The 23,114-nt window shown below is 59.7% G+C and carries 17 protein-coding genes; 11 read left to right on the top strand and 6 right to left on the bottom strand.

Annotation, left to right across the window (positions count from 1 at the left end; translation table 11 throughout):
- Positions 1–5: 5 nt before the first annotated feature.
- The 4 genes from N7578_RS03825 to N7578_RS03810 all read left to right on the top strand — a co-directional run bounded on the left by N7578_RS03825 (position 6) and on the right by N7578_RS03810 (position 4,405).
- Complete coding sequence (locus N7578_RS03825; protein WP_311108978.1) at positions 6–338, top strand: DUF2218 domain-containing protein; 333 nt, start codon at positions 6–8, stop codon at positions 336–338.
- A gap of 80 nt (positions 339–418) precedes the next feature.
- Entirely contained in the window at positions 419–2,674 is a 2,256-nt protein-coding gene (locus N7578_RS03820) for a TonB-dependent siderophore receptor (RefSeq protein ID WP_311108977.1), read from the top strand.
- Positions 2,675–2,932: 258 nt separating this feature from the next.
- Positions 2,933–3,454 (top strand): 2'-5' RNA ligase family protein, encoded by a 522-nt coding sequence (locus tag N7578_RS03815; protein ID WP_311108976.1) that lies wholly within the window; start codon positions 2,933–2,935, stop codon positions 3,452–3,454.
- A 237-nt stretch (positions 3,455–3,691) separates the two neighbouring features.
- Positions 3,692–4,405: a FadR/GntR family transcriptional regulator gene (locus N7578_RS03810; RefSeq protein WP_311108975.1), complete on the top strand. Its 714-nt coding sequence runs from the start codon at positions 3,692–3,694 to the stop codon at positions 4,403–4,405.
- On the opposite strand, the gene N7578_RS03805 is transcribed toward N7578_RS03810, so the two are convergent.
- On the bottom strand, positions 4,377–5,801 hold the full coding sequence (locus N7578_RS03805) for an aspartate ammonia-lyase (protein WP_311108974.1): 1,425 nt from the start codon (positions 5,799–5,801) through the stop codon (positions 4,377–4,379). The two genes, N7578_RS03810 and N7578_RS03805, sit on opposite strands and share 29 nt — an antisense overlap.
- Before the next feature lie 237 nt (positions 5,802–6,038).
- Here N7578_RS03805 and N7578_RS03800 point away from each other — a divergent pair, with 237 nt between their 5' ends.
- Positions 6,039–7,514, top strand: a complete 1,476-nt coding sequence (locus N7578_RS03800; RefSeq protein WP_311108973.1) for an amino acid permease — start codon at positions 6,039–6,041, stop codon at positions 7,512–7,514.
- Between the two features lie 23 nt (positions 7,515–7,537).
- Positions 7,538–8,452, top strand: a complete 915-nt coding sequence (locus tag N7578_RS03795) for an asparaginase (RefSeq protein WP_311108972.1) — start codon at positions 7,538–7,540, stop codon at positions 8,450–8,452.
- Positions 8,453–8,479: 27 nt separating this feature from the next.
- On the opposite strand, the gene N7578_RS03790 is transcribed toward N7578_RS03795, so the two are convergent.
- Positions 8,480–9,406, bottom strand: coding sequence for a LysR family transcriptional regulator (locus tag N7578_RS03790; RefSeq protein WP_311108971.1), 927 nt, complete (start codon positions 9,404–9,406; stop codon positions 8,480–8,482).
- A gap of 160 nt (positions 9,407–9,566) precedes the next feature.
- On the opposite strand from N7578_RS03790, the gene N7578_RS03785 reads away from it, so the two are divergent.
- Positions 9,567–10,316 (top strand): SDR family oxidoreductase, encoded by a 750-nt coding sequence (locus tag N7578_RS03785; protein ID WP_311108970.1) that lies wholly within the window; start codon positions 9,567–9,569, stop codon positions 10,314–10,316.
- Positions 10,317–10,407: 91 nt separating this feature from the next.
- Here the strand turns inward: N7578_RS03785 and N7578_RS03780 are convergent, their stop codons facing one another.
- From N7578_RS03780 to N7578_RS03765, 4 genes are all read right to left on the bottom strand, one after another.
- Positions 10,408–11,439 (bottom strand): lipocalin-like domain-containing protein, encoded by a 1,032-nt coding sequence (locus N7578_RS03780; RefSeq protein ID WP_311110045.1) that lies wholly within the window; start codon positions 11,437–11,439, stop codon positions 10,408–10,410.
- Positions 11,440–11,470: 31 nt separating this feature from the next.
- On the bottom strand, positions 11,471–13,879 hold the full coding sequence (locus N7578_RS03775) for an FtsX-like permease family protein (RefSeq protein WP_311108969.1): 2,409 nt from the start codon (positions 13,877–13,879) through the stop codon (positions 11,471–11,473).
- Positions 13,876–14,535: an ABC transporter ATP-binding protein gene (locus N7578_RS03770; protein WP_311108968.1), complete on the bottom strand. Its 660-nt coding sequence runs from the start codon at positions 14,533–14,535 to the stop codon at positions 13,876–13,878. Before N7578_RS03770 ends, N7578_RS03775 begins: the two co-directional genes overlap by 4 nt.
- Before the next feature lie 137 nt (positions 14,536–14,672).
- The gene (locus N7578_RS03765; RefSeq protein ID WP_311108967.1) at positions 14,673–15,410 is read right to left on the bottom strand and encodes an IclR family transcriptional regulator; all 738 of its coding nucleotides are present in this window, start codon (positions 15,408–15,410) and stop codon (positions 14,673–14,675) included.
- Between the two features lie 237 nt (positions 15,411–15,647).
- Between N7578_RS03765 and N7578_RS03760 the strand changes: the two genes are divergently transcribed.
- The 4 genes from N7578_RS03760 (at position 15,648) to N7578_RS03745 (ending at position 23,106) form a co-directional block, all read left to right on the top strand.
- On the top strand, positions 15,648–19,508 hold the full coding sequence (locus N7578_RS03760; RefSeq protein ID WP_311108966.1) for a hydantoinase B/oxoprolinase family protein: 3,861 nt from the start codon (positions 15,648–15,650) through the stop codon (positions 19,506–19,508).
- A gap of 65 nt (positions 19,509–19,573) precedes the next feature.
- On the top strand, positions 19,574–21,130 hold the full coding sequence (locus tag N7578_RS03755; RefSeq protein ID WP_311108965.1) for an ABC transporter substrate-binding protein: 1,557 nt from the start codon (positions 19,574–19,576) through the stop codon (positions 21,128–21,130).
- A 60-nt stretch (positions 21,131–21,190) separates the two neighbouring features.
- Entirely contained in the window at positions 21,191–22,198 is a 1,008-nt protein-coding gene (locus tag N7578_RS03750) for an ABC transporter permease (protein ID WP_311108964.1), read from the top strand.
- Positions 22,195–23,106, top strand: a complete 912-nt coding sequence (locus tag N7578_RS03745) for an ABC transporter permease (RefSeq protein ID WP_311108963.1) — start codon at positions 22,195–22,197, stop codon at positions 23,104–23,106. The genes N7578_RS03750 and N7578_RS03745 overlap by 4 nt, the downstream gene beginning before the upstream one ends.
- Positions 23,107–23,114 lie beyond the last annotated feature (8 nt).

Genomic DNA, 23,114 nt, shown 5'->3' with positions numbered 1-23,114 from the left:
GACACATGCCCATAAAAGAGGAGTTATTCACCATGGAAGCGCTGGCAATTTTCAAGACAGAGCACGCAGCCAGATACCTGACGCAGCTTTGCAGGCATTTCGCTCACAAGGTCGACGTTTCCTATGATGGCGACCACGGAGAATGCCGCTTCATCTGCGGAACGGCAATCCTGGATGCAAAGGACGGCGAACTGCGGATCAGGGTTCAGTCCCACGACGACGCGCAATTGCGGGAAACCCAAACTGTCGTTGAACGGCATCTTGTCCAGTTCGCTTTCCGCGAAGCGTTCCAATCCTTGCGATGGCAGCAGCGAGATGACGCTTCCGCGCAACTCTAGCATTCGACACGACCTGCGGCAGCGGTGTCGAACCGGCAATCAGACAATTCATCTTTTGTAACAGGGGAAGAGTAACAGACATGTTGAGGGGCAATTTTCACAACGGCGTGCTGAGACACAGCAAAGCGGTTCTGGCGGGCGTATCGCTGCTGGCGATGTCATCAGTTTTGGCACACGGTCAGGAAGCCAACCGTAACGCGCAGGCGTCGAGCGCTTCCGATACACGACTTGAGACGATCGTGGTGACCGGCGGTGCCGATAAGCGCCCGCCCGCAACGGGCACCGTCGGCCAGCCTCCCGAGCCATACGCCGGAAACCAGGTCGCCAAGGGCGCGCGCCTTGGCGCACTCGGCAACCGCTCAGTTCTTGAAACACCCTTCAGCATAGCGGCCTATACCGCGCAGCTGATACGCGACCAGCAGGCGCGAACCATTGCCGACATCACGCTGAACGACCCTTCCGTACGACAGGATGCGCCAGCTTACAGTGAACGCGACTCTTTCTTCATCCGTGGCTTTTCAGTGGTCAACCTGGATGTCCTTTACGACGGCCTTCCCTACATCGCCAATCCGCGTCGCGGCTTCCTCGAAGGTATAGAGCGGGTGGAAGTGTTAAAGGGACCGACAGCTTTCGTGAATGGCGGTGTCGGCCGCGTCGGCGGCACGATCAACCTCGTTCCAAAGCGCGCAACCGACGAGCCGCTGACGCGCCTGACGACGAGCTATATCAGCGACAGCCAGCTTTGGAACCACGCAGATATCGGCCGCCGCTTCGGTCCCGCCGGTGAGTGGGGCATCCGGGCCAATGGCTCCTACCGGTTCGGCGAAACCGGAATGGATCATAACGAAATCGAGGTTGGCGTTGCCTCACTCGGAATAGACTATCGTGGTGAGAACGTCCGCGCATCACTCGATCTCAACCATTCCACGCAGAATATCGACGCGCCGACGTCGCTGTTCAACTCTGCGAGTTCCGGCATCGCCATTCCAGAGGCGCCAAAAGGCAGGATCAACACGGCCAATCCGTTCGAATATCATGACAGCACGCACAACATGGCGGCTGCGCGTATCGAATATGACATTTTAGACACCACCACGATCTATGCCGCGGCCGGTGCCAGCCGTTATCGCGAGGACTTTCTCACCTCGTCCTACAAGATTCTGAACGCAAACGGCGATGCAACGTCGGAGCTTGCCATTCAGCCCCAGCAGATCCAGGGCTTTTCGGGCGAAATCGGCCTGCGTTCGGAATTCGAGACAGGCTTCATCGGCCATGAACTCAACGTCTCCGTGCAAAGGAGCCTGAATGAGAACTACAGGGGCGGTTTCCTGCCTGGAGCCCTCGGCCTTCCTGCAGCGTATGCAACCAATATCTACAATCCGATCTACCTGCCCGACAACTCCGTCAATACGGCCGCATTGCCACGTTCGAACAATCTACCACTCTTTGCAGACCTTCTATCCACCAGCGTGGCGATTTCCGATACCTTGTCGTTTTTTGATGACCGGATGGAATTGACACTGGGTGGCCGCTATCAGGAGGTGCGCTCACGCGGTTTCAATACACGTCCCGGCGCCACTCCGATCGGACAGCAGAACTACTTTTATGAAGAAACGCGGTTCAGCCCTGCCGTTGCGGCCAACTGGCGCGTCACGGATGACCTCTCCATTTACGCCAACTACGTGGAAGCGTTATCGGAAGGCGGAATTGCACCCGCGACCGCGAAAAACAGGAATGAAGTCTTTCCGCCATTCGTCCACGATCAGAAGGAAGTGGGCGCCAAATACGATCTGGGTTCCTTCGCCATCACCGCTGCTTTGTTCGAAATCAGACAGAAAAGCGCCTATACCGATCCAGTGACGCAAATCTATTCCGTTGACGGTCTCCAGATCAATCGCGGCGTCGAACTCTCGATGTTCGGCGAACCCATGGATGGCCTTCGTCTTCTGGGTGGCGTGACCTTCATGAACGCAGAACTCGACCGCACCCTCTCAGGGACATTCAATGGCAATCGCGTACCGGGCGTTCCAAAGACGACGATCAGCGTCTACGGCGAATACGATCTGCCCTGGGTCGAAGGGCTGACCATGACGGGTCGTGTTCTTTACAATGGCAGCACGCTTTACGATCAGGCCAACAAGCAAAAGATCGACGATTGGACGCGGGTCGACCTCGGCGGGCGTTACAAGTTCAACAGAGAGAACGGCAAGGCGGTGGAAATCCGGGCGAATGTCGAGAATGTCTTCAACGAAAACTACTGGGCTTCGTCGGCGCGCGGTTTCCTTGCGGCGGGAGCATCCCGGACGTTCATGCTTTCCGCATCGTTCGACTTCTGATCCGGCAACAGGATCACGGGTTTAACAGGAACATTGTGGCCGCACCGGCAATGGTGCGGCCATATCTTTATGGCAGGCTGACAAGTTTCAAGGCGATTGCCTCCCTGACTGCCTTCGCGTTCTGCGCCGCATCCGCACGTGCCAAGATGTCGGAACGCCTCACCGTCGATTTTACCGCATTGGAACTCTGGACAATACCGACGTCAAACCTTCAGACTTGCCCGACACTCCCCCTGCTCGGCTCGCAAGGACAATCGGTTGAAGACACAGGTCCCACTTATCGTCACGGCACAAATCGCGGAAAATGACCTCCAGCCATTCGATTTCCTGCGACAAAAGCATTTTCCACCCGCTCGGAATTTTCTGAAAGCACATCTCACGATGTTTTATCGGCTGCCGGGCGAATATCGTGAGCGCATCCTGGCTCAGCTTGAAGAGACGACCTCCGGAATCGACGCAGTCTCGGCAGACGTTACCGGCATCCGCCATATTGGAGCAGGTGTGGCGTTCTCGATTGAAAGCGATGCACTCACCGCCATCCGCGCCAAACTGAAATCCGCCTTCATCAAATGGCTAGGTTCACAGGACATGCAGATATGGCGTCCCCATATCACCGTGCAGAACAAGGCATCGAAGACGGCGGCAGATGATCTCTACAGGGAGTTACGCGCAGACTTCCGGCCTCACAGCATCAGGATCACGGGCGTCGATCTCTGGAAATATCTGGACGGCCCATGGGAACAGGAGGCTTCAATTGCATTTTCCAGGAAGGAAACCTGACGATAAACCTATACCCGTCATGAAAGACCGGTCACTTTCGGCGTCAGCACGTCGTCGATGTCATCGAAGCCTATGTGCGGCGAAGACCGGAGCCGAAGCAACCGGCTATGGCGTGATCCAAAACCGTATCGCGAGGCACGGGTACATGGGCATAGGCGCGGCCGTTTCAACGGCAAAATCCTCCCTCGTATTCGGTCGGCAATTGACAACACGACAGCCATCGGACAGGTTGAAATCATGATTGCATTGACTGATTGGTTGTCAGAAAGTAGCCCGATCAGTCGCAAGAATGCGGCTGAAGCGGTCTTCGAAGAACTGCGTTCTGCGATAATTTCAGGCCGTATCGATGTGGGTACGCGTTTGCCATCCGAGACGCATCTTGCATCGAAATACGGCGTCAGCCGCCCGGTCATTCGCGAGGCGCTTCGTTCGCTTCAAACGCTCGGCTTGACCCAGACAAGGACCGGCAGCGGCACATTCGTCACGACAGCGACGCCACCGAGCGATCTCAGCTACAGCGGTTACTCCGCACGGGATCTGATCGAGGCACGGCCGTTCATCGAGATCCCAGCGGCTGGCTGGGCCGCTCTGCGCCGCAGCAAACAGCAGTCGGCAGGCCTCTTGAAACTTTGCGACGAGATGGAAAGAGAAGAAGATCCGCGCCGCTGGGTCAAGCTCGATTCGGATTTTCATATGCTGCTGGCGGAAGCCTCCGGCAATGCCGTGTTTTTCAAGATCGTCGCGGATTCCCGCGATGCGCTCATGCAGCAGTCGGAACTGGTCAACCTGATGGCCAGCCGCCGTGTTGCGTCCAACCGGGAACACCGGCAGATCGCGGCAGCGGTCGATGCTGGCTCGCAAGAGGATGCCTCGCGAGCCATGGAGCTTCACCTGGGGCAGGTGAAGCAGGCAGTCACCGAAATCATAGAGGCAGGTCAGCCAGATCGCTGACAGACGGCTGAACATTCGCCAACACTTCCGGCCGTAAAGCCTTGTCCAGCTGTTCGGTGGTCAGATAGCCACGCTCAAGCACGACCTCGACGATAGTGCGTCCCGTTTGCAGCGCTTCGCGTGCGACCTCGGTCGCGGCATAGTAGCCGATCAGCGGGTTGAGCGCGGTCGCCAGACCGAGCGATTGCTGCAGACGCAGCGCCATGACGGCCGGATTGGCGGTAATGCCATCTACACAACGTTCAGCAAGAATGCGGCAGGCGGCGTCGAGATGGGCGATGCTGTCGCTGAGCGAGCGCACGATCACTGGCTCGAAGGCGTTTAGCTGCAACTGACCCGCTTCCGCCGCCATGGTGATGGTGATGTCATTACCGATAACCGAGAAAGCGACCTGATTGACGACTTCGGGGATAACCGGATTGACCTTTCCCGGCATGATGCTGGAACCGGCCTGCATGGCGGGAAGATTGATCTCTCCTATGCCGGCGCGCGGACCGGAAGACAGCAGACGAAGATCGTTGCAGGTCTTCGAGAGCTTGACGGCAATGCGTTTCAGAACACCGGAGAGATGCACGAATGCGCCCGGATCCTGCGTCGCCTCGATAAGATCGGCGGCGGTCGTCAGAGGTCGCCCTGTCAGCCGGGCCAGATGCTGGCATGCCAGAGCCGCATAGCCCACCGGGGCATTCAGGCCTGTGCCGATGGCGGTGGCGCCAAGGTTGATTTCATGAAGCAACTGCGCCGATTCAAGCAATCTCGCCCTGTCCTCGCCGAGCATGACGGCAAATACACGGAATTCTTGACCGAGCGTCATCGGCACCGCATCCTGCAACTGTGTGCGGCCGACCTTCAGGATCGGGTCGAATTCCTTGGCCTTTCGCTCAAATGCCGACTGTAGGAACTCCATTGATGCCGCAAGCCCGTCGATCGCCTCGATCGTGCCGACGTTGATCGCTGTCGGATAGGCATCATTCGTTGACTGGCTGAGATTGACGTGATCGTTGGGATGCAGGTGGCCGTAGTCCCCCTTGGCATGACCGAGCACTTCAAGCGCACGGTTTGCAATCACCTCATTGGCATTCATGTTCGTGGATGTGCCCGCACCGCCCTGGATCACATCGACAACGAACTGGTCGTGCAACGCACCTTCCCTGATCTCCCGGCAGGCGGATACAATGGCGTCGCGCCGCTGCCTGTCGAGGAAACCGAGTTCGAAATTCGCCTCTGCCGCTGCCTCCTTGACATAGGCCAGACCGCGGATGACGTGCGGGTATTTGCCCACCGTTATGCCGGTAACCGGAAAATTGTCGACGGCGCGGGCCGTGTGAACACCCCAATAAGCATCCGCCGGAATTTCCTTCGGGCCGAGAAGGTCTTTTTCAATGCGTGTCGCCATCCCTGGCATCCTCCACCAAAATATAATCTGTCATGCTGTAAGACAGATTTTTACACATAAGCCTGGCTCGGTGAGATCGTCAAACGAATTTCTTCAAACTTGACGAAAGCCGGATCATGGTCTTAAAAAGGCAAAATCTGTATTACAGCATTACAGGATGCCATAACGAAATATGCGAATAAACGACGCCATACTGCGCGCTGCGCGGCATATGGAGCTCTAGGGAGGAGCGTTTCAGTGAATATATCAAAACAGATCAAGGCTGAAAAAGGCATCGAGTTTGCCGAAGACCAAGGCTATCAGAAAGCCCTCAAGCCACGTCAGATCCAGATGATCGCCATTGGTGGCGCAATCGGCACCGGGCTTTTCCTCGGTGCGGGCGGAAGACTGGCGGCAGCCGGTCCAGCACTCATCTTCGTTTATGCGCTCTGCGGTTTTTTCGCTTTTCTGGTGCTGCGCGCTCTGGGCGAACTCATCATGCACCGCCCGACCTCGGGGTCCTTCGTGTCCTACGCCCGCGAGTTCTACGGCGAGAAGATGGCCTTTGCCGTCGGCTGGATGTACTGGCTGAACTGGGCAATGACCGCCGTCGCCGATGTGACCGCCGTCGCGCTCTACATGAACTTCTTCAAGCAGTACGTGCCGTTCCTCGTCGGCATCGACCAGTGGGTGTTTGCCTTCATCGCGCTCGTCGTCGTGCTTGCCATGAACCTGCTTTCCGTCAAGGTCTTCGGTGAGCTGGAATTCTGGTTCAGCCTGATCAAGGTTCTCGCACTCGTCACCTTCCTCATTGTCGGCGTCTATTTCGTGATATTCGGCACACCCATCGAAGGCCATGTCACCGGTTTCAGCCTGATCAGCGACAATGGAGGCTTCCTGCCCAACGGCATATTGCCCGCCTTCGTCATCATTCAGGGTGTAATATTCGCCTATGCCTCGATCGAATTGATCGGCACCACCGCTGGCGAGACCGAAGATCCCCGCAAGATCATGCCGCGCGCCATCCGTACGGTCGTCGTCCGCCTGCTGGTCTTTTATGTCGGTTCGGTCGTGCTGCTGTCGCTGCTTTTGCCTTACAGCGCCTACAAGGCCGGTGAGAGCCCCTTCGTTACCTTCTTCGGCGCGATTGGCATCGAAGGCGCCGATATCGTCATGAACCTCGTGGTTCTGACCGCGGTTCTGTCGTCCCTCAATGCGGGCCTGTATTCGACCGGACGCATCCTGCATTCGATGGCCGTTTCGGGTTCGGCCCCGGCAGCGCTCGCAAAGATGAACAAGGCAGGCGTCCCCTATGGCGGCATCGCCGTCACCGCTGGCGTCACGGCAATCGGTATCGTGCTCAACGCCATCGTACCTGCCATGGCATTCGAAATCGCGCTCAACATGGCGGCACTCGGCATCATCAGCGCCTGGGCTGTAATCATTCTGTGCCAGCTGAAACTGTGGAGCCTTTCCCGGCAGGGCAAGATGGAACGGCCGGACTTCGCCATGTTCGGCGCGCCCTATACCGGCATCATCACGCTTGTCTTCCTGTTCAGCGTACTGGTTCTGATGGCGCTGGACTACCCGGTCGGCAGCTGGACGATGGCATCGCTGGTCATCATCGTTCCAGCGCTCATCATCGGATGGTATCTCGCCCGTGACCGCATTGCCGCCATCGCGGCTCAGACGGCCGCAACGCAGACGGCCGCTGACGATCGGGCTGCTTCGTGATCGCGTCACCGAAAAAACCATTGGTGGCGGTCATCGCCACCGGTGGAACCATTGCCAGCAAGCGCAATGCCGATGGTTCCAGCCAACCGAGCCTCGATGGTGGAAGCCTTCTCGGCCTGTTGCCGGAAGCGGGCATCGATCTCATGGCCATCGACCTCATGGCAAAGGATTCGTCCAGCCTGACGCTGGCCGACATGCAGTCTGTCAGCAACGCCATCGAAAAACTCCTCCTCGACGAGACGATCGACGGAATCGTCGTGCTGCATGGCACGGATGCCATGGAAGAAACGGCGATACTGGTGCAGTTGCAGCAGACATTGACCAAACCCGTCATCTTCACAGGCGCCCAATACACAGCCGATCACCCGGAGGCTGACGGGCCGGCCAATCTGGCGGCGGCGGTCACGGCGGCAATTGATGCAAACAATACCGAACGCGGTGTTCTGGTCTGTTTTGGTGGCCGCACATACCCGGCTTTCGGCCTCTACAAACACTCCGCCGACAACGTCGATGCTTTCCGGCAATCCGTCGAACAGGAAAACCCCAGGCAGCGTTTGCCGGGAAATGTCAGCGCATTGCGCGTCGATATCATCGCCATCTATCCCGGCTGCGACGGCGCGCTTCTTGAGGCGAGCATCAATGCCGGTGCAAGGGGCATCGTGCTCGCGGCACTCGGTTCCGGCAATGCCAATCCACTGGTCGTGGAGGCGGTACGCCGCTGTTCGGCACGCAACATACCGGTGGTAGTTTCCAGCCGCGTGCCGCAGGGAAAACTCACACCGAGCTACGGCGGCGGTGGCGGCGGACACGATCTTGCCCACGCGGGTGCCGTACACTCCACCAGCCTCCGTCCGGGACAGGCGCGCATATTGCTGGCGGCATTGCTCGCCTCAGGGGCGAGTTCGCAATCCATCAGAGACGCATTCTCCGCCAACTGAGCTGAATGCCTGACGGGTTTCTGCACGTCAGGCGGCCGGATGGTCCCAATAGGGTGGAGTGCCGAACGCGGCCCGCAGATGATCGGCCATTGCCCGCAGCTTGACCGATGGATTTCGCCCCTCGGGGTGCGCCATGTAGATGAACTCATCTTCGGGGCGCATGCCGATATCGACGGTGACGAGATCGCCAGCCTTCATCGACGGACCGGCAATAAACATCGGCAGCAGGGCAATACCCAGTCCGGCGATTGCCGCGTCTCGGATCATGTCGCCATTGTTGAGCGCAAGCCCGAGCCGCCCATGCACAACGATGGCATCCGCTTCCGCACCGCCGACAGTCCCGCGTGGAAAACGCCAGTCGGCCACACCGCGATTGGTGTAGAAAATGCCCTTGTGCTCGACAAGTTCTTCGACTGACCGCGGTGCGCCATGCGCGGCGACATAGGCGGGCGAGGCGCATAACACACGTCGGCTCGGCGCCAGTTTCCAGGCCATCAACCTTGAATCGAGAATTGGACCGTGACGGATGACGGCATCGAAGCCGCCTGAACTGGCATCCACCCGCCGGTCATCGAGATCAAGCGTCAGTTCGATATCCGGATGTGCGGCCAGAAACGGATAGAGCGCCGGGCCAAGATGCATCCGTCCGAATGTCACCGGCGCGGAAATACGCAGCGGACCAAGCATGGCACCGCGCCGTTCGGCCATGTCTGCCGCTGCCCCTTCTACATCGGCGATGATCCGTCTGGCCCGTTCCAGAAAAGCGCTGCCGTCTTCGGTCAACGTCAGCCGACGCGTCGTGCGGTGCACTAGCTTCGCTGCGAGTGTACGCTCCAGTTCCGCCAGCCTTTCGCTGACCACCGATTTGGACTGGCGCAGCCGTCGCGCTGCTTCGCTGATCGATCCCGCATCGCTGATCGCAACAAATACCGCAATGCCTTCAAGCTTCATCATCGTTCGGAAAATCCGGAAAATAGAACCGTCTTTCGCAGACTAATCCGAACGAAAGAAAAAGGCCATATTCCTTTCAAGCAAACGGCCTGACGAAAACGAAAGATGCGCCGACCGGTCTTGCCCTAACCGTTAACTCATTGATCCAAAGAGGACTATCATCATGACCCGTCTCGCAAACAAGACTGCATTGATTACCGGTGGCACAAGCGGCATCGGCCTGGAAACCGCCAGACAATTCCTTGCCGAAGGCGCCCGCGTCGCTATCACCGGCACGAACCCCAAGACCATAGAAGCAGCCCACACGGAACTGGGCGACGATGTGCTGATCATCCGTGCCGATGCCGGCGACGTTGCGGCACAGAAGACCGTTGCTGTGGAAATCGAAAAAGCCTTCGGCAAACTGGACATCGTTTTCATCAACGCCGGTGTGGCCGATCTCCGCCCTGTCGAGAGCTGGGACGAAGCCGGTTTCGACCGCACCTTCGACATCAACGTCAAGGGTCCGTTCTTCCTCATTCAGGCGCTGTTGCCGCTGCTCGGCAACCCGGCCTCGATCGTGCTGAATACCTCGGTCAACGCGCATATCGGCATGCCAACGTCGAGCATCTATGCCGCCAGCAAAGCGGCCCTGCTATCGATGGCGCGCACGCTGTCCGGCGAACTGATCGGACGTGGCATCCGCGTCAACGCCGTCAGCCCCGGTCCTGTGGCAACGCCGCTTTACGGCAAGCTCGGCCTCTCGGAGGAGGGCACGAAAGCCATGGCTTCCGGCGTGCTGGCGCAGGTTCCCGCCGCCCGCTTCGGCACACCCTCGGAAATCGCCAAGGCCGTGGTTTTCCTAGCCTCCGATGAAGCGAGTTTCACCGTTGGCGCGGAACTGCTGATCGATGGCGGCATGGGCACGCTCTGACCGAAACAACTTCAATTATCAGGCAAGCCCGCTTTTCAAGCGGGCTTTTGCGTGTTCAATGCCAAGCGGTGAAAATGCCCCACCGGCGTTCCTAATACCCGGTCATCTCCAGATACCCCTGTCCGGACACGCTGCCTTCGAACTGGATCGGGCCTTCCCAATAAGGCGTTGTCGTCGTCATCCAGGCCCCGTCGTAAAGCGCCTTTACCGTGATATCCAGACCTCGACTGGGTATCCGGACGCGCCATTCCACCGGAATCCGCTTGCCATTGACATCTGCGGTCCGAAGCGGCTCGAACGAAACGTCCTGAGATGCAAGCGGCGATGGCGTGCCGGCGGCCGATATCCAGTTGGCAGAGGTATACCCCTCACCGCCATCGCGCAGCCTGAAAGCCATGACCTTTTCGCCGGATGCCAGATGAAGCGAAAACCAGTCCCAGCCCGTCTGGTCCGATGCAAGCGGCTGCGATGACCATTCGCGGTCAAGCCAGGCCTTTCCCTTGACCTCGATGACCTTGCCATCCAGCACGACGGTTCCGCTGACCTCGTAGAACGGTTGCGAGTAATAATAGCTCGCCTGCCCCGCCAGAGACTTTACCGAGTAACCCTGATCTCCCTGAAGCACCAGCGGCCCGTTGGCTCGGAGCGTGAATCGGTATTCGAAACCCTGCCCATTGGCCGTGAGACTGAGCGCATCAAGCTGATCGCCGGTGCCGTTGTCCGCCGCCTTCATCCCCCAATCGTCGATCCACGCCTCGAATGGCGCGGCAGCGACCCCGGCTTGCCCTACTCCGCCTCTCGCCAGCCGCTCGCCGACATAGTGACGGTTGTTCGTTGTCACCGCCGCATGGCCGATCCAGATCTGCGGGTCGGACCATCCGGCCTTGTCGTGCGGGGCGAGCGCCGATCGGAACAGCGTCCACTGCGCGCCCAGCTTCTCACCATCCACCGTCTCAAGGTTGGCAGTGATGTACCACCACTCAATTCTGTAGTCGGGATGCGCCCCGTGATCGCGGGGAAACTGAAGCGATACACCTCGCTGTGGAATGGAGAACCCATCCGCAGTCGAGCCGAGGCCTGCGAAACCCTGAGCAATGCTGATGGCCGGAAAGAGCAGCAGCATGATCCACGCCAGCACTGCGAAAAACCTCGATCTAGCGTTCATTGGCAAACACCCTCAGAAGATCGGCAGGATCGATGGTCGCCAGCCGCCGCACCGGCAGCAAGACCGAGATCACGGCAGCAAGCAGCGCGACGGCGCCGAGCCACAGCCAGTCTAGCGGAAACAGGATCAGCGGCAGGCGCCAGCCAAACGCCTCGACATTGACAATCGCCAGCAGCACCCATGCCAGCGCAAGCCCGACTGGAAGAGCGGCAACAAACGTGGCGAACCAGAGAGCCAGTGTGCGCGCTATCTCGAGAAGAGCAAGATCGCGGCGGCGCAGCCCCATCGCCCAGACAGGGGCCAGTTGCGGCAGACGAAGGGCCGACAGGGTCAAGAGACTAGAAAACATCGCAAAACCCGCGACCGCCAACGTGAGAACATTCAACGCACCGGTGACGGCAAAGGTCTGCTCGAATATCGCAGTCGACTGCCGCTTAAGAGACGCCTGATCGATGATGTTGCTTTCCGGCAGTCCAAACTCGCTGACAATCCGCCGCCGGAAGTCCGGCACCTCACCGGGATCCATTCGCAAGCCGTAACGCAGCTTCCCGATATCCGGATAATGTTTGACGAGCGCGTCCAGCCCCACGATCACCTGCCCTTCCGGATTACCGTAATCGGAAAATACGCCGACGACTTTGGTGTGCCAGCCACCGGGCAGCTCGATCTCGCGTCCAATCGTCGCCTTCCCCTTTCGCCAGAGCTGCTCGTTCACCAGCGCTCCCTGCCCGCTGGCGATTTCATCCCAGGCGTCAGGCTCTCCGGCGATCACCGGCCAGTGGTCGCGATAGGTCATATCATCGGCCACCCCTGATATCTGCGTCTGTTGCCCGGCAAGCTCTGCCTGCGTACTCCACAGGGGAAGAACGGCTCGCGCATGGTCCGGAAGCCATTGCCGCAGACGCGCCGCCTCACTCTCGTCGCGGGCGGTCACATAAACCTCTGCGGCAAGCCTCTGGTCGAGCCAGCCGAGAAAAGTCTGCCGGAAGCTCGACACCATTGTCCCCACACCGATATTGGCCGAGAGCGCGAGCAGAAGCGCCATCAACGCCAACGACAGTCCGGGAAGCTGCTGACGGGTATCTGCCCAGAACCATTCCGCCAGCACGTTGCGGGACAGTCGCTGGGCAACGCCCATACCGAGCGCAAGGAACGCCGGGAGGATCAGAGCCGCGCCGAGAAGCAGGCAGCCCAGAACGCCAAAACCCGAATACAGCCCATGGCCGAAAACAGCCAGCGCAACAGACGCCAGAAGAAGCATCACCCCGGCCGCAGCTTCAACCGTAAGGCTCCGCACAGAGGCACGCGCCCATGCCCTGTGCTGTGCCGAGGACAGGATCGGCATCGCCCAGACGCGCCACAGGCTCTGTGCCGAAGACATGGCAGTGCCGAGCAGCGCCATTGCCAGTCCGGCCATCCACCATTCCGGTCTGAGCGACACTGCACCCGGCACGCTCGCGCCGTACAATCCGCGTAATGTCGCGGCGACGCCGGGCAGCAGTGCCGACGCAACAAAATAGCCAATGACCACACCGAGGATTCCTGACAGCAAGGCAAAGGCCATGATCTCGATGACCAGCATGGCCGCCAGCGACCGCAGCGAGATGCCAACCGATCTCAGTGTGCGGAACGTGCCGCGGCGCTGCTCGAACGACAGTCCCGTTGCCGAATAGACGATGAAGAGGCCGACTATGAAGGCCAGAAAACCGAAAGCAGTGAGATTGAGATGAAAACTGTCGGTCAGCCGGGAAACGTCCGGCCGCTCGCCCGCCGCGCGCACCGAAAGTTCGGGCGCAAGGCTCTCGATGGAAGCAAGCCCCGGCCGCTGCTCATGCGCAACGACGATACGGCTTAAAACGCCGCCCCGGTTCAGCAACCGATCGGCCACACCGATATCGACGAAGGCTGCATCATCGGGGAGATCGGCGTCGATCTTGATGGAGAGGCCACCCACATCCTTCAGACGTGCCGCCGTCGCGGCGGAAACGACCAATTGTCCGGGCTCGCCGACAAACGCAATCAGATCCGAAGTGCCGGCAACGCGTACACCCTGCCCTCCGGCCGGCATCGACAGTGGATCGATACCGATCAACCTGATCCGCACCTGCCCGAACCTGCGGTCGCCTTCGATGATGGGCGATACGATCCAGCCGGCCCTTCGAAGCCGCGCATAGGTCTGCGGCGGAATTGCTCCACCATCCCTGGCCACGAGTTGCTCGAAATCGTTCTGCTCCAGCACGGAGGCAGCACGGCCATAACTTGCCCGCGCCTCGGCATTGATAGCCTGCACCCCGGTCCAGAGCGCCGTCGCCAGCGCTACCCCAAGAATGAGGGTGACGAACTGAAGTGGCCGATAGCGCCAATGCGACAGGAGAGCCCGGAAGGCGGGCCAGCTCATGCCACGACCTTTCCACCATGCAGCAGCACACGGCGATCAAGCTTTTCAGCCATGCGACTGGAATGCGTGACGAAGAGAAGGGCTATTCCGGCGGTCTTCGTAAGGTCAAGCATGATGTCCAGAACCGTCTCCGCCGTGGCCTCGTCAAGGTTGCCCGTCGGTTCGTCGGCCAGCACCAGTGCAGGTCTTGCCGCCAGCGTCCTCGCGATCGCCACCCGTTGCTGCTGCCCACCCGAAAGCTGTTCGGGATATCGTCTCAGAAGCTGGTCGATGCCCAGCGACTGAACGAGTTCAGCCTCCCATACGGGATCGAAACGGCCCGCGAGTCTGGCATGGAACGAGACGTTCGCCGCGACATCGAGGCTCGGGATCAGGTTGAACTGCTGGAAAATGACGCCGACATCCTGGCGGCGGTATCTGGCGCGCCCGGTATCGTCGAGGCTGCCGATATCGCGGCCGTTGACCGTGATCGTGCCGCCATCGGGCTTGTCGAGGCCACCGACCAGATGAAGCAGCGTGCTCTTGCCGCTCCCGGATTCACCCGTCAAGGCAAGGCTCTCCGCCGCATTCAGCTGCAGGTCAACGCCACGCAGAACCTGTGCCAGACCTTCCGCGGTTGGATAGGATTTGGTGATATTGGTCAGGATCAGGGTCATCGATGTCTCTGCGGAACTTTTCACCTAGAGTGTACCCGGTTCGCCTGACACTACAAACAATCCTATCGCAATCGAATAGATAACCAATCGCCAGCGCTGGGTCAGCCCCCCCGGAACGGCATCGACGGAAGTCGGGACTAGTCCAGCCGATTGCTGAGATCCGTTCGCATCTGATCCAGCAGGACAGCGATCTTTTCCTTCAGTTCCGGGTTGCCGAGGCTCGCGGGATAGGAAATCGCCACGCCGAAAATCTCCATCGTATCCGGATCGCGCATCGCGATACCCTGCGATGACACACCTTCGACAATCTCGTTCGACGCATAGGACCTTCCTGTCGCACGAATCTTGCCGATCCGCTCCATCAGTTCGGCATGATCTTTCGGCGAGTTAGGAGATACGTAGGGCAGCGGTTCCGGAACACGGTTTTTCAGCGCGGTATCATCCAGCAGAGCCAGCATCGCGCGGCCGTTTGACGTTGCATATGCCGAGGACTTGTAGCCCGGCGTCGAGGCAATGGCCAACGGGTTGGAGCCGCGCACGACGCGCAGCACCATAAGGTCGGCGCCATCGAACACGGTGATGTAGCCGGTATGACCGGCGAGATCGCAGATCTGCTTCACACGCTTGTAGACCATATCGAGGAAATGATGGCGTGAGCGAAAGATCTGTCCGAGTTCGAACAGGCGCATGCCGGGCGAATAGAGCCGGGTCGACTGATCATATTCCAGCAAGCCGGACGCCACGAGGGTCTTCAGCGCACGGTGCACGGTCGCCTTCGGGCGATCGAGGCGACGCGCCAGGTCAGCCTGACCGATTGCAGGCTCCTCCAGAGAGAAACACTCAAAGATTGCAATCGTATCATCAAGAACGCCCACAGACCTACCCCACGTCGAATCACTATGCTCATTTGTTTCATTATTGAAATTCGGTGTCAATGTTGAAACAAATACTGGACACCCTAAAATTCCCCGCCTACAAATTCTTCAACAACAAGAGAAGCTGAATTTTGAGGCATGCGCTCCATAAGACGCATTTTGCCCAGGGTCGCAGCTCGGGAACATGAAGGCTTGGCCCCACGAGGCCGGCTTATTCGCGTGATCTAGGATTGACATATGCAAGCTACTGGCCTGACGACCGGTAAGCGCCTGCGTGCGGGCGTGGATATCGGCGGAACCTTCACCGACTTCATCCTTTTCGACGAGAACGCGACTGCGATCCGTCTGCACAAGTGCCTGACCACACCCCGCGACCCGTCCCAAGGTGCCCTTGGAGGTCTTGGCGAACTGGTCAAGGCTGCCGGGATCGGCATTTCCGACCTGTCCGAGATCGTCCACGGCACGACGCTGGTGACGAATGCCGTTATCGAGCGCAAGGGCGCGGCTGTCGGCCTGATCACCACGGAAGGTTTTCGCGATATTCTCGAAATCGGCACGGAGCAGCGTTACGACATCTATGACCTGACGCTGGCTTTCCCGACGCCGCTGGTCGAACGTTCCCGTCGCATGGAGGTGTCCGAGCGTATCGGTGCCGATGGCGATGTCATCCTTGAACTGGATGAAGTTGCCGTACTGCGCGCCGCTGAAGCCTTGAAAAAAGATGGCATAGAGGCAATCGCCATCTGCTTCATGCACTCCTACCGCAACCCGGCGCATGAGCGCCGCGCCCGCGACATCATCGCAAAAGCTCTGCCTGAGCTTTCAATTTCGATTTCCTGTGAGGTCGTGGCCGAGATTTCCGAATACCAGCGTTTCGTCACCACCTGCGCCAATGCCTATGTGCAGCCGTTGATGGATCGATATCTCCGACGCTTCGAGGGCGAACTGGCGAGGATGGGTTTTACAGGCGATTTCCGCCTGATGCATTCGGCAGGTGGTCTTGTTTCGCTCGAAACCGCCCGCGCTTTCCCGATCCGCCTTCTGGAATCCGGTCCTGCCGGTGGTGCACTCGCCACCGCATGGTTCGGCAAGAATGCCGGTCATGACAATGTCATCGCCTTCGACATGGGTGGCACGACCGCCAAGGCCTGCCTGATCGAGGACGGCAAGATCCATATCGCTTCCTATCTGGAAGCCGGGCGCGAACACCGCTTCAAGAACGGCTCAGGCCTGCCGATCAAGTCGCCCGTTGTCGATATGATCGAGATCGGCGCCGGTGGCGGTTCGATTGCGTCCATCGATGGCGTCGGCCTGCTTCAGGTCGGCCCGCATTCGGCAAGCTCCGAACCGGGTCCCGCATGCTACGGTCGCGGCGGCCTGAAGCCGACCGTGACGGATGCATCCGTCGCGCTCGGCTATTACGACCCGTCCTTTTTCCTCGGCGGACGCATGACACTCGATCTCGATGCCGCCGAAAAGGCGCTCGGCACGATCGCCAAGCCGCTCAAAATTTCTGCCGTCGAAGCGGCATGGGGCATCCATCAGGTCGTCAGCGAAAGCATGGCGAGCGCCGCCCGCATCCACCTCGTCGAAAAGGGCAAGGACCCGCGCGGTTATTCGATGATCGGTTTTGGCGGTGCCGGCCCGGCGTTCGCCGCAAAGGTCGCCCGCATTCTCGGCGTTTCGGAAGTCATCATTCCGCCGGCCAGCGGCGCTGCCTCAGCCTTCGGCTTCCTCACCGCACCTCTGTCCTTCGATATCGTCCGCTCGCATCCTATCGCGCTGTCGGAAAATCTCGACGCGGACAAGCTCAACGCCATCATCGAGGAAATCTCCGAGGATGGCCGCGTGCAGCTGCGCAGCGCCGGTGTTGAGGATGCCGATATCCGGGTCGAACGTTCGGCCGACATGCGCCTCGTTGGCCAGCTGCACGAGATCAACGTGCCACTGCCAGCAGGCAAGCTGGATGCCAGCGGCTATGCTGAAATCCGCAAGGCCTTCGAAGCCGTCTACAGCGCCCGCTATACACGGGTGCCGACGGAAGCGAAGCTTGAAATCCTCTCCTTCCGCATCCGTGCTTCCGGTGCCGTGCCACAGCTTACCGTTCGCCAGGCTGGCATCGAAGGCGGCGCGACCGATCCCAAGAAGGGCACACGCAAAACCTTCTTCGGAACCGATTGGGTCGAGGCTGGCATCTATGACCGTTATTCGATGCGCCCGGGCATTCTCGTAGAAGGTCCCGCCATCATTGAGGAACGGGAATCCACCACGATCATCCCGCCGGGTGACAAGGTGACGGTCGACGAAACCGGCAATCTGCGCATCCGGATCGCGGAGACAGCCAAGGGCGCGACCATTGTCGACGAAACGATGACGCTTGAGCAGGCAAGTGCCCGCATCCAGTCCGATCCGATCGCGCTGGAAGTAATGTGGAGCCGTCTCGTCAACGTGGCGGAGGAAATGTGGTCGACGGTCTGCCGCACCGCGTTTTCACTCATCATTTCCGAAAGCCAGGATTTTGGCTGCGCCATTCTCGATCCGGATGGCGAGACGCTCGCCCACTCGGCGCGCGTCATGCCGGTCTTCAACCTGACCTTGCCGATGGCGGTGAAGGCGATCATCGAGCGTTACCCGGTCGATACGATGAAGCCGGGCGATGTCTATATCACCAACGATCCGTGGCTTTGTGCCGGTCACCTGTTCGACCTGGCCATCGTCACGCCGGTCTTCCATCGCGGCCGCGTCGTGGCGCTGATGGGTACGGTCGGTCATGTCGGCGATATCGGTGGCAGCCGTGACGGTTTGAACGTCACCGAACTGTACGAAGAAGGCATCCAGATCCCGGCCATGAAGCTGGTGCGCGAGGGTGTCGAAAACGAAGACCTGTTCCGCCTGATGGCGGATAATATCCGCGATAGCGATCAGGTTCTCGGCGATGTTCGCTCCTTCATCTCCGCCAACGAGACCGGCTCCGCCCGTATGCGTTCCTTCATGGAAGAATACGGCATGCACGACCTGAAGGCGCTGTCGCATGTCGTACAGTCACTCTCCGAAAAGGCGATGCGCGATGCGGTGACGAAGCTGACGGATGGCGTCTATCACTCGACGATTTCCAACAACCCGATGGGCTCGACCATGACCTTCCCGCTGAAGGTGACAGTCAAGGGCGACGAGATCGAACTCGATTTCGAAGGCGCACCGCCGCAGACGGTCAAGGGCGGCATCAACTGCACGCTTTCCTACACGACCGCGCATGCGACCTACCCGATCAAGTGCATGCTGACACCGGGCATTCGCGGCAATGCGGGATGCTATCGTCCGTTCACTGTGAAGGCGCCAAAAGGCTCGATCCTCAACTGCGAAAAGCCGGCTCCGGTGTCGCTCAGAACCCGTACCGGCTGGTATCTTGCTCCGAACATCTTCCGTGCGCTGTCGGAAGCCGCACCGGATACCGCCCAGTCCTTCTCCGGCCTGCCAAGCCTGATGAGCTTCTACGGCAAGTCGGCGACGACCGGCGCGCTGTTCTACGAACTGCTGCTGCTTGGCGGCGGTCAGGGCGCATCCCAGACCAAGGACGGCAAGTCCTCGCTTCTGTGGCCAACCTCGGCTGCCACGTCATCGCTGGAAATGTTCGAAACGCGTTCGCCAATCGTCATCTGGGAAAAAAACCTGATGACCGACAGCGGCGGCGCAGGCGAAAACCGCGGCGGTCTTGGCGTTCGCGTCCGGATCTCGCGCCGCAATTCCGAAGGTCACCCGATTAAGACGATCGTTTCGCCGGAAGGCGTCGATCTCCCGGTCGAAGGACTGTTCGGCGGCAAGCCGGGCAAGACGGCAACCGGCAGGATCCTGTCGAAGTCCACCGGAGAGATGCTGCAGGATTGCGGCACCGGCGCAATCGTCGATCTGGTCGACACGGATACCGTCGTCGAGCTGACGCTTGCCGGAGGCTCCGGTTACGGCGACCCGATGAACCGCGATCTGGACAAGCTCGATGACGACATCAAGCACGGCTATGTCAGTGCGGAAGCGGCAGATCGCATCTACGGCCGCACCGCACGAAGCGGGGAACGGAAGAAGCCGGGCAACGCCGCCTGAGAACGAACTATCCGGCCGTCTTAAGGGGAGACGGCCGGCTCTCAAAAAAACAGGAGATCATTCGCATGAAAATGACCCGCCGCAACTTCCTGAGCACTGCCGTCTCGGCTGCAGCACTCGCCTCAATGCCGCTCGAAAGCTTCGCCGCAGGCCGCAAGATCCTGATCATGGCGAGCAGCGTCGATATTCCGAACTTCGACCCGCATGTCGCCACCGGTTATGCTCCGGCCATGCTGTTCCGCAACACCTATGATGCGCTTGTGCGCGTCGTCGGCACCCCGCCGGAAATCAAACCGGGCCTCGCCGTCAGCTGGACGGTTTCGGAAGACCAGAAACGCTACGAATTCAAGCTCGATCCGACCGCCAAGTTTCAGGACGGCTCGCCGGTCACGGCGGAATCGGTCGTTTATTCCTTCAAGCGTATCGTCAAGCTGAAACGCGGCCCGTCGTGGATGATCGCCGGCATCGTCGATGCGGACAGCGTCAAGGCTATCGATGCCCAGACCGTTGCATTTGATCTCAAGGCGCCGTTCGCTCCCTTCCTGCAGGTTCTGCCCTGGATGTTCATCGTCAATCAGACCGTGGTTGAAGCCAATATCGGCAGTGATGACGGGCAGGCCTACCTGATGAAGAACACCGCCGGTTCCGGCCCCTTCAAGATGGGCCGCGTCGCGCCGGGCAATCTTTATGAATTCATCCGCGTCAAGGACGACTGGCATCAGGGTGGCGGCAATCTCGAAGGCGCGATCTGGAAGATCGTCCGCGAGGCGTCCACCGAACGCATGATGCTTCAGCGCAAGGAAGCGCATATCGCGCTGGAACTCTACGCCGAAGACATGGAAGCCCTGAAGGACAACCCGGCCGTCGTCAGCGTCATCGAGCCGGAATACCGCACCTTCTCGATCAAGATGAACACCGCAAAAGGACCGCTGGCCGACAAGAACCTGCGCAAGGCGATCTCCTACGCCTTCAATTACCAGAGCATGCTGGATGCCGCAGGCCCGGCCGAACTGATGGTTGGCCCGCTGCCGACCGGCATCTTCGGCCACGACCCGAACCTTGCCGTCTACCGTCACGACATGGACAAGGCGAAGGAATATCTGGCGAAATCGGAATATAAGGATGGCGGCTTCAAGCTCTCCGTCATGCACGCCACCGGCTACGAGAACCAGCGCCGCTGGTCGCTTCTGCTGCTCGAAGCCCTAAAGGCACTCAACATCGAACTCGACATCCGCCCCGCCACCTGGCCGGATACGGTTGCCGCAGCCCAGTCGCCGGATACGATGCCGAGCTTCATGTGCCTGTTCCAGACGGCCAACTACGCCGACCCGGACAATGTCGCCTTCGCCGCCTATCACTCGTCGCGCAACGGCCAGTGGCAGAACCCGGTCTACAAGAATGAGGCGGTCGACAAGCTGATTGAGGCTGCCCGCATCGAGACGGACCAGACAAAGCGCGCCGAGCTTTACAAACAGTTCCAGGAGCTGGTCATCGATGACGCGCCGGATATCTTTGGCGTACTCGAAAAGCGCAAGCTGGGTTTCGGTGCCAATGTGAAGAACTTCGTCTTCACCCCAGTCGCCGCCAACGCCATCGAGCTTCTGCCGCTGTCGCTCGACTGATGCCATCAGGGGCGCTGGATGAGACGATCCGGCGCCTCCTTCTGACCACCGGAAGCGCCCATGATCCTTTACACTCTGAGACGCCTCGTCCTTTTGATCCCGATGCTGATCGGGCTGACGATGATCGTTTTCGCCATCGCCCGACTTTTGCCAGGCGATCCCGTGGCCCTTGCTGCAGGCCCGAATGCCACGCCCGACGTGATCGAAAGCGTGCGTCAGGAGTTCGGCCTCGATAAGTCGCTGCTCCTGCAATACTGGGCCTATGTGACGGGACTTGTTCAGGGTGACTGGGGCGTTTCCATCTTCACGCGCCGCCCGGTGTTCGAAGACATCATGACCTTCCTGCCGGCGACGCTGGAACTGGTGGCCGCAGCCATGCTGATCGCCATCGTGCTCGGCATCCCGCTCGGGCTGGCGGCCGCCGTCTATCGCAACGGCGTTGTCGACTATCTCACACGCACGGTGGCACTCGGTGGTATCGCCATGCCGCGCTTCTTCCTTGGCCTGCTGCTGCAGCTTATGTTCGTATCATGGCTGGATATACTGCCGCTCTCCGGCCGGTTTCCGCTGATCGAAATCCCTCCGGAAGGTCCAACGGGCTTCTACACGATCGACTCCATCCTCGCTGGCGACTGGTATTCGCTGTCGATTGCCTTGCAACACCTCGCTCTCCCCGCCTTTGCCATGTCGCTTTCCCCCTTGGCGACCATCATGCGCATGATGCGTGCGTCGACGATCGAGGTGCTGCAGCAGGATTTTGTGATGACCGAACGGGCGCTTGGCATTTCCAACACAAAAATCCTGTTCAAATACGTGCTGAAAAACGCCATGACCTCGACGCTGACCGTTATCGGCCTCTACGTGTCCTGGCTGCTCGGCGGCACGGTTCTGGTCGAGACGGTGTTCGACTGGCCGGGGCTTGGCCTTTACGCCACGCAGGCGATCCTCTCCCAGGATTTCATGCCGGTCATCGGTGTCACGCTGGTCATCGCCATGATCTATCTCGTCACCATGCTGATCGTCGACCTGCTCTACGGCGTCTTCAACCCGAGGGTTCGTTACACATGACCGATACATCGAACACCCTTACCCCGATTGCTCTGCCGAAGCGTGACCAGTCGGCCCGGCTGGAAAACTGGGCCAGAGCCTTCTACAGGTTCCGTCAGAGCTGGCTTTCCGTCATCGGTCTGGCAATCGTCGTCGCCCTCGTGCTGATCGCGATCTTCGCACCCGCCATCGTACCCCATCCCGAACATGTCGCAGGCGGCACCAACACGGCTGCCCGCTTCATGGCGCCCGGCGCGGACTACTGGTTCGGCACCAATGCGCTCGGTCAGGACGTGTTTTCGCTCGTTCTCGTCGGCTCGCAGGTTTCGCTGTTTTCCGGCCTCGCCGTTGTCATCATCGCCATCGTGGTCGGCGGCCTGATCGGTGCGATCGCGGGTTATTTCGGCGGCTGGATCGACGAGATCCTGATGCGGATCACCGACCTTCTGCTCACCATCCCCAGCCTGATCCTCGCCATGGCAGTCGCAGCCGCCCTCGGCACTGGCGTCACCAACATGATCATCGCCATCGCGATTACCTGGTGGCCCGCCTATGCCCGCCTCGTGCGCGGCGAGGTGATCGGCAAGAAGGAAGAGCAGTTCATCACCGCCGCAAAGGCACTCGGCGCGGGTTGGCCACGCATTCTGGGCCGCCACATCCTGCCCAACATCATGTCGCCGATCATTGTGAAAGGCTCCCTCGACATGGGTTTTGCGGTCCTGACCGTCGCTTCTCTTGGTTTCGTCGGTATCGGTGTGAAGGCACCAACGCCGGAATGGGGTACGCTTCTGTCTGTCGCCCGGGCCGACATGCCGGATTACTGGTGGACGGCCGTCTTTCCGGGCTGCGCCATCTTCCTGGCAGTTCTTGCCTTCAACCTCCTTGGCGACGGTCTGCGCGACGTCATGGACCCCAAGGCACGGCGGTGAGGTGACGA

The sequence above is a fragment of the Agrobacterium tumefaciens genome (assembly GCF_031801495.1).
Lineage (GTDB): Bacteria > Pseudomonadota > Alphaproteobacteria > Rhizobiales > Rhizobiaceae > Agrobacterium > Agrobacterium tumefaciens_K.
Note: the sequence above shows the minus strand (reverse complement) of the source record. Positions and strands in the feature narration are given on the sequence as shown.